3 protein-coding genes are annotated in these 6,230 nt (G+C 43.9%); all 3 read left to right on the top strand.

The genetic code is table 11. From position 1 onward, the window contains the following. The first annotated feature begins 583 nt into the window (after positions 1–583). On the top strand, positions 584–3,754 hold the full coding sequence (locus AC1DPZ_RS19920; RefSeq protein WP_477406656.1) for an ATP-dependent helicase: 3,171 nt from the start codon (positions 584–586) through the stop codon (positions 3,752–3,754). An 81-nt stretch (positions 3,755–3,835) separates the two neighbouring features. Further along, entirely contained in the window at positions 3,836–4,378 is a 543-nt protein-coding gene (locus AC1DPZ_RS19915) for a transposase (protein ID WP_477406654.1), read from the top strand. A gap of 228 nt (positions 4,379–4,606) precedes the next feature. Next, the gene (locus AC1DPZ_RS19910; RefSeq protein WP_477406652.1) at positions 4,607–5,953 is read left to right on the top strand and encodes a M28 family peptidase; all 1,347 of its coding nucleotides are present in this window, start codon (positions 4,607–4,609) and stop codon (positions 5,951–5,953) included. The last annotated feature ends 277 nt before the right edge of the window (positions 5,954–6,230 follow it).

Below are 6,230 nucleotides of genomic sequence, written 5' to 3'. Positions count from 1 at the left end.
ATTATAAGGTGCCAAGCAATCGCCACGTAGGCAGATTGGTCATGCAATAACGCCTTGATGGCGACTCTGTACCTTAGATATTGCCTGGTACTCACCTATGATAAGTTGTAGAATCCCAGACTTACGAAAATTTTAAAACTAAGTCTCTCATCATACCTTCGTTTTTTGGGATCGCTTTACCATAGCCAAAGTCTCATCCCACGTAAATGATTGTCCAATGCCATTTCTATGATCGTTAAATCTTTGGTCTAATTCATTGCACATCTCAATACTCAGATATTGTTTTTCTTTTCGTCGTTTTCCCATACTATTCGGTTTTTAACCGCGGTTTTATCTTGACTAATTTATTGAATAAAGTTGAAATAACTTTTTATCAGAATAAATTGTTCATTTAAAAAAATGTTTCTTATTGATGGTTTAATAGTTGCCGTGCATGCCGTTTTTCATTTATATATTCTAATTTTGATATTGGGAGAGATCAATGGAATACTTCAAAAATCCTTCTATCATCAATCATCGGGAACGATTTTTTAACAACAAAATCAAAAATCTCCCCCTGAAGGGGGAGATTTAGAGGGGGCTTATGCAATCCAACTTCAATAAATACAACGATAAATTCCAGGCGGCTTTAGCGGGGTTAAACCCCGAACAGCTGGCTGCAGTAAATAAAATGGATGGACCGGTACTGGTAGTTGCCGGACCGGGTACAGGTAAAACGCAGATCCTGGCGGCACGGATAGGGAAGATTTTAACTGATACTGATGCATTGCCAAGCGAGATCCTGTGCTTAACCTATACCGATGCCGGCGCGGTGGCTATGCGCAAGCGTTTGTTTGAATTTATTGGTCCGGATGCTTACCGCATCAACATATACACTTTCCATGCTTTTTGCAACGAGATCATCCAGGAGAACCTGGAGTATTTTGGAAAGCTGAATTTGGAGTCGCTGTCCGACCTGGAATCGGCCATGCTGTTTCGCGAACTGGTAGACGAGTTTGACAACGACCACCTGCTGAAGCGTTTTACCGGCGATGTGTATTACGATACCAAACGCCTGAAAGACCTTTTCAGTACCATGAAACGGGAGAACTGGGATGCGGCAATGATTGAGGCTGCGGTACACGAATACCTGGATGATATCCCCAACCGCGAGGAATTTGTATACAAGCGGGCCAATTCCAAAACAGGTGTCAAGGTAGGCGACCCCAAACAAAAAGATATCGACGCCGCGCATGACTTGATGAAAAAGCTGGTAGCCGCCGTGCGCGAGTACCAGAACTATGATGCCAAAATGAAGACCCGCGGCCGCTATGATTATGATGACATGATCATTTGGGTGCTGAGGGCTTTCCGTAACAATGAAGAAATCCTGCGCAAATACCAGGAGCGTTACCAATATATTTTGGTAGATGAGTTTCAGGATACCAGCGGATCACAAAATGAGTTGCTGCGCTTTTTGCTGAACTACTGGGATGTGCCCAACGTGTTTGTGGTGGGCGATGATGATCAATCCATCTTCAAATTCCAGGGTGCCAACATGAAAAACATCCTTGATTTTGCTAACGACTATGTAACTACCCTGCACACGGTGGTGCTTAAGCACAATTATCGGTCCAACCAGCATATTCTTGATATTTCAAAAGCCCTTATCAATAATAATTTTGAGCGCTTAACTACACAGTTGCAACTGGATAAAGACCTGCGGGCCTCGCATCCCCGTTTTGTTGAAATGACAGCGGAGCCTGTGATCCGCGAATACGAAAATCCCGACCAGGAGCTGGTTGATGTATCAGCGCAGATAAAGCATTTAATAGATAATGGTACTCCCCCGGGCGAGATCGCGGTAATTTACCGTAACCACAGCCAGGTTGAGGAAATGATCCAGTACCTGGAGGTAAAAAAGATAGCGGTTAATACCAGGCGCAAAATAGATATCCTGACCCAGCCTTTTGGCGAAAAGATCATCAACATTATGCGCTACCTCATGATGGAGCTCGATTCGCCTTATAGCGGTGATGAGTTGCTGTTCGAGATTTTGCATTATGATTTTTTCAACATAGCGCCTATCGAAATTGCCAAAGCAAGCATCGCGGTATCGCAGGAAAATTTCTCGGCCAATAGCAGGGATAAGCCAAAAACATCCATCCGCCGCTACATCAGCGAGTTGCGGCCACCGGCCCAGCCAGACCTTTTTGCGCCTGATAAGTATACCGAAATGAAGTACCTCCTATACAATATTGATGAGTTGCTAAAATCGGCATTAAGTAAAACACTACAGGCTTTTTTCCAGGATGTGATAGCCAAAATGGGCATCCTGCGGTACATCATGCAACAGCCCGATAAGGGTGGATATATGCAGATGCTTACCAGCTTCTTCGATTTTTTAAAAGACGAAAGCCGCAAAAATCCCGATATCAAACTATCCGACCTGATTGCTACTATCGACCTGATGAAAAAAAATGGCATCCGGCTGGATTTGAATAAAGTGATTTTCAGCGATAATGGCGTTAACTTTTTAACCGCCCATGGCTCAAAGGGCCTGGAGTTTGAGCATGTGTTTTTTATTGGTTGCGATAAGCGCACCTGGGATAGCAAAGGCCGCAATAGCGGTTTTAGCCTCCCGGATACACTTACCAGTACAGCATCTGATGATATTGTTCAGGTTGAGGAGGCACGCCGCTTGTTTTATGTGGCTGTTACCCGTGCCAAGCAATGCCTCATGATCTCGTACGCCGGGCAGGATAAAAAAGGGAAAGCGCAGGAAGCCAGCAGGTTTGTGGGCGAGATATTGGCGAGCACACACCTGGAAGTACAGTTTCCTAAAGTTACACCGGATGTAATGGTCGATTTTTTAGCAACCCAGTTCAGTGAAGTGGAGAAACCCAAAGTTGAACTGCTGGATAGGAATTATATTAACCAGTTGCTGCAAAGTTATACCCTATCGGTAACGCATTTAAACAACTACCTGGATTGCCCGCTACGCTTTTATTTTCAGTGTTTAATCAGGGTGCCATCGGGCAAAAGTCCGTCGGCCACGTTTGGGCAGGCCGTGCATTGGGCCCTCAACAAAACTTACAGGTTGCTGAAAGAGAACGATAATGAGTTCTTATCTACAGAGCAATTTATGAAGGAGTTTAAATGGTACATGGCCCGTAACCGGGATTCGTTTACCAGGGACGAATACAAATTACGCTTAGCCTACGGCGAAAAAATATTGCCGCCATACTACGAGCAAAACGTAAACACCTGGAATAAGATAGCCGTAACCGAAAAGTCTATCAAAAACATCGAAATAAATGGCGTGCCCATAAAAGGTAACCTTGACAAGATGGAGTTTGATGGTAAAAATGTAACAGTTGTGGATTATAAAACCGGTAAGCTTAAAAACGCTAAAGACAAACTGCTGCGCCCAACATTTGATGCCCCCCTTGGCGGCGATTACTGGCGGCAGGGCGTATTTTATAAAATCCTGGTAGATCATGACCGCACCAACGATTGGGAAGTAATAGACACCATTTTTGATTTTGTTGAGCCTGTAAGTGAAGGCGAATATCACCGGGAAAAATATGTGATAACCCCGCAGGATATAGAATTGGTAACCAGCCAGATCACCGAAACCTACCAAAAAATTATGGCCCATGATTTTAATACCGGCTGCGGCAAAAAAGAATGCGACTGGTGCCATTTTGTAAAAAGCAATTTTAAACAGGCCGATGAGATGCTGACAGCAGCGAGCGAGGAAGAAGAGGAATGATTTTTTTTCGTAGAGACGCATAATTGCGTCTCCCGCAGGACATTCAAATCCAGATAAAACGTTGGTTACAATGTAGAACAAATGGAAGATAAGTACCAAAGGAAATATCGCATATCAACGCCTCGTCTTACCGGATGGGATTACGGTTCCCATGGCTTATATTTTGTGACCATTTGTACCAAACATCGTGTTCATTATTTTGGCGAAGTTATCCAACCTGAGAACCCCAACGATGCATTTGTTGAATATTCTGATATGGGTAAGATTGCTTATGAGAATTGGTTAAGAATACCTGAATTTTCTCCATTTGTTAAACTCGGCGATTTCAGCATAATGCCAGATCATATGCATGCCATCCTGTTTATTGACAAGCCCGATAAAACCTCATGGGAGGTTAATAAATTCGGTACACAAAAGGAAAATTTAGGCGCTGTTTTACGAGGATATAAATCATCCATCAAAACATTTGCTAATGATAATGAAATAGAATTTACATGGCAACCCAGATATTATGATAGGGTTATCAGAGATGATAAGGAATATGGTAACATTCGCCAATACATTCATGATAATCCAAAAAACTGGTTGTCAGATAACAAAGGATTTGAGAATTTTTATCTGTAGAGCGTAATTCCTATTTTTAAGGAGCAATAATTTTTATTTTTTGTAGAGACGCATAATTGCGTCTCCCGCAGGACAGTCAAACTATGCAGGAGAATGCTAAATCTTTATAGAAATACTAAGTAAGAAGATTAGCGTTATTTTGGCAAACACCCGCGGAATACAAAAAAAATAGGGATTGAACGCGGGAGACGCAATTATGCGTCTCTACAGGAACATATCACACTCACTATGAAATACATCAAAACCATCCTCCTCCTCCTCATTACTACAACCACCTCCGCCCAAACCATCATCAAACAGGATGAAAAAATAAAGCAAATGGTTGATGAGGTATCCTCCAAAAATATCGAGGCTACCATCCGCAAACTGGTAACATTCAAAAGCCGCCATACCCTGAGCGATACCTCCGGCAAAACCACCGGCAGCGGTGCGGCACGCAACTGGATCAAAGCTGAAATGGAAAAATACGCGCTGGAATCAAACGGCCGTATGACAGTTCAGTTTGATACGTTCACCCAGCCAAAAGGAACCCGCATTGATAAACCTGTAAAGCTTAAAAACGTACTGGCGATACTAAAGGGTACCGACCCCACTGATACCCGGGTGTACCTGGTATCGGGTCATTATGATTCGCGGATTAATGATGTAATGGATGCCAACGGCGTTGAACCTGGGGCGAATGATGATGCATCGGGCACGGCGCTGTCTATGGAGCTGGCAAGGGTGATGGCAAAAAAATCATTCCCGGCCACCATAATTTTTATGACCGTGGTAGGCGAGGAGCAGGGGCTTTATGGCTCAACCAATGTAGCCAAACGCGCCAAAGCCGAAAACTGGAATGTGGATGCCATGCTGAACAATGATATTGTAGGCAATACCCACGGCATGGAAACCGACCTGAAGGATAACCGCAGTGTTCGCGTTTTCAGCGATGGCATCCCCACCAATGCTACAGATAAACAGGTTGCGGCCCTGAAATCATTAGGCGGAGAAAACGACAGCCCCTCGCGCGAACTGGCCCGCTATGCCAAAGAAACCGGGGAAAGGTATGTTGACCAGCTGGATGTAAAACTCATTTATCGGCGCGACCGTTACCTACGTGGCGGCGACCACCTGCCATTTTTGGAGCAGGGGTTTACAGCTGTAAGGTTTACCGAAATGAATGAAGACTTTAACCGCCAGCACCAGAACATCCGCACAGAAAACGGTGTAGAATACGGCGACCTGCCCGATTTTGTTGATTTTAACTACGTACAAAAAGTAGCCCGCATGAACCTGTCGATATTAGCAAACCTTGCCTTGGCACCGGGCCGGCCACAAAATGCAGGCATCATAACCAGCGACCTCACCAACAAAACAAAACTCACCTGGGAAGCGCCTGCTACCGGCAAAAAACCGGCTGGCTACTACGTGCTGATGCGCGAAACCACCAGCGCCTTTTGGGAACGTAAGTTTTATGTAACCGATACCACGGCTACGCTGGCGTACTCAAAAGATAATTACTTTTTTGCCGTGCAATCTGTAGATGCTGATGGGCATGAGAGTTTGCCGGTGTTTCCGAAGCCGATAAGATAGGAGCCTAATCTTTTATGCCATAAGAAAAACGCATAAGGCTTTTTTTTTCATCAAGTTTAGCCTGGTTTTTATCCACGCGTCATTATAAGGTACGAAGCAATCCCCACCTTACAGAGTAGCTTTGCAAATCCGATCTGCATAGTTTGGGATTATTAATGTTGTGTTTTTATTTTTAYAGGTATTAATGAGCTCCCTGCGGTCGGTTATCTTCGTGCCTTATAATGACRTGTTTATAAATTACTGATTACCAGTATTGTTTTTTAATGTAATCTATGTC

This window comes from Mucilaginibacter sp. P4_G9, assembly GCF_056400985.1.
This window is presented reverse-complemented; position numbering and strand designations above follow the sequence as displayed.

Bases quoted from the DNA above. Each gene is read 5' to 3' on its own strand.
- AC1DPZ_RS19920 (WP_477406656.1), top strand. From the start codon at position 584: ATGCAATCCAACTTCAATAAATACAACGATAAATTCCAGGCGGCTTTA.
- AC1DPZ_RS19915 (WP_477406654.1), top strand. From the start codon at position 3,836: ATGGAAGATAAGTACCAAAGGAAATATCGCATATCAACGCCTCGTCTT.
- AC1DPZ_RS19910 (WP_477406652.1), top strand. From the start codon at position 4,607: ATGAAATACATCAAAACCATCCTCCTCCTCCTCATTACTACAACCACC.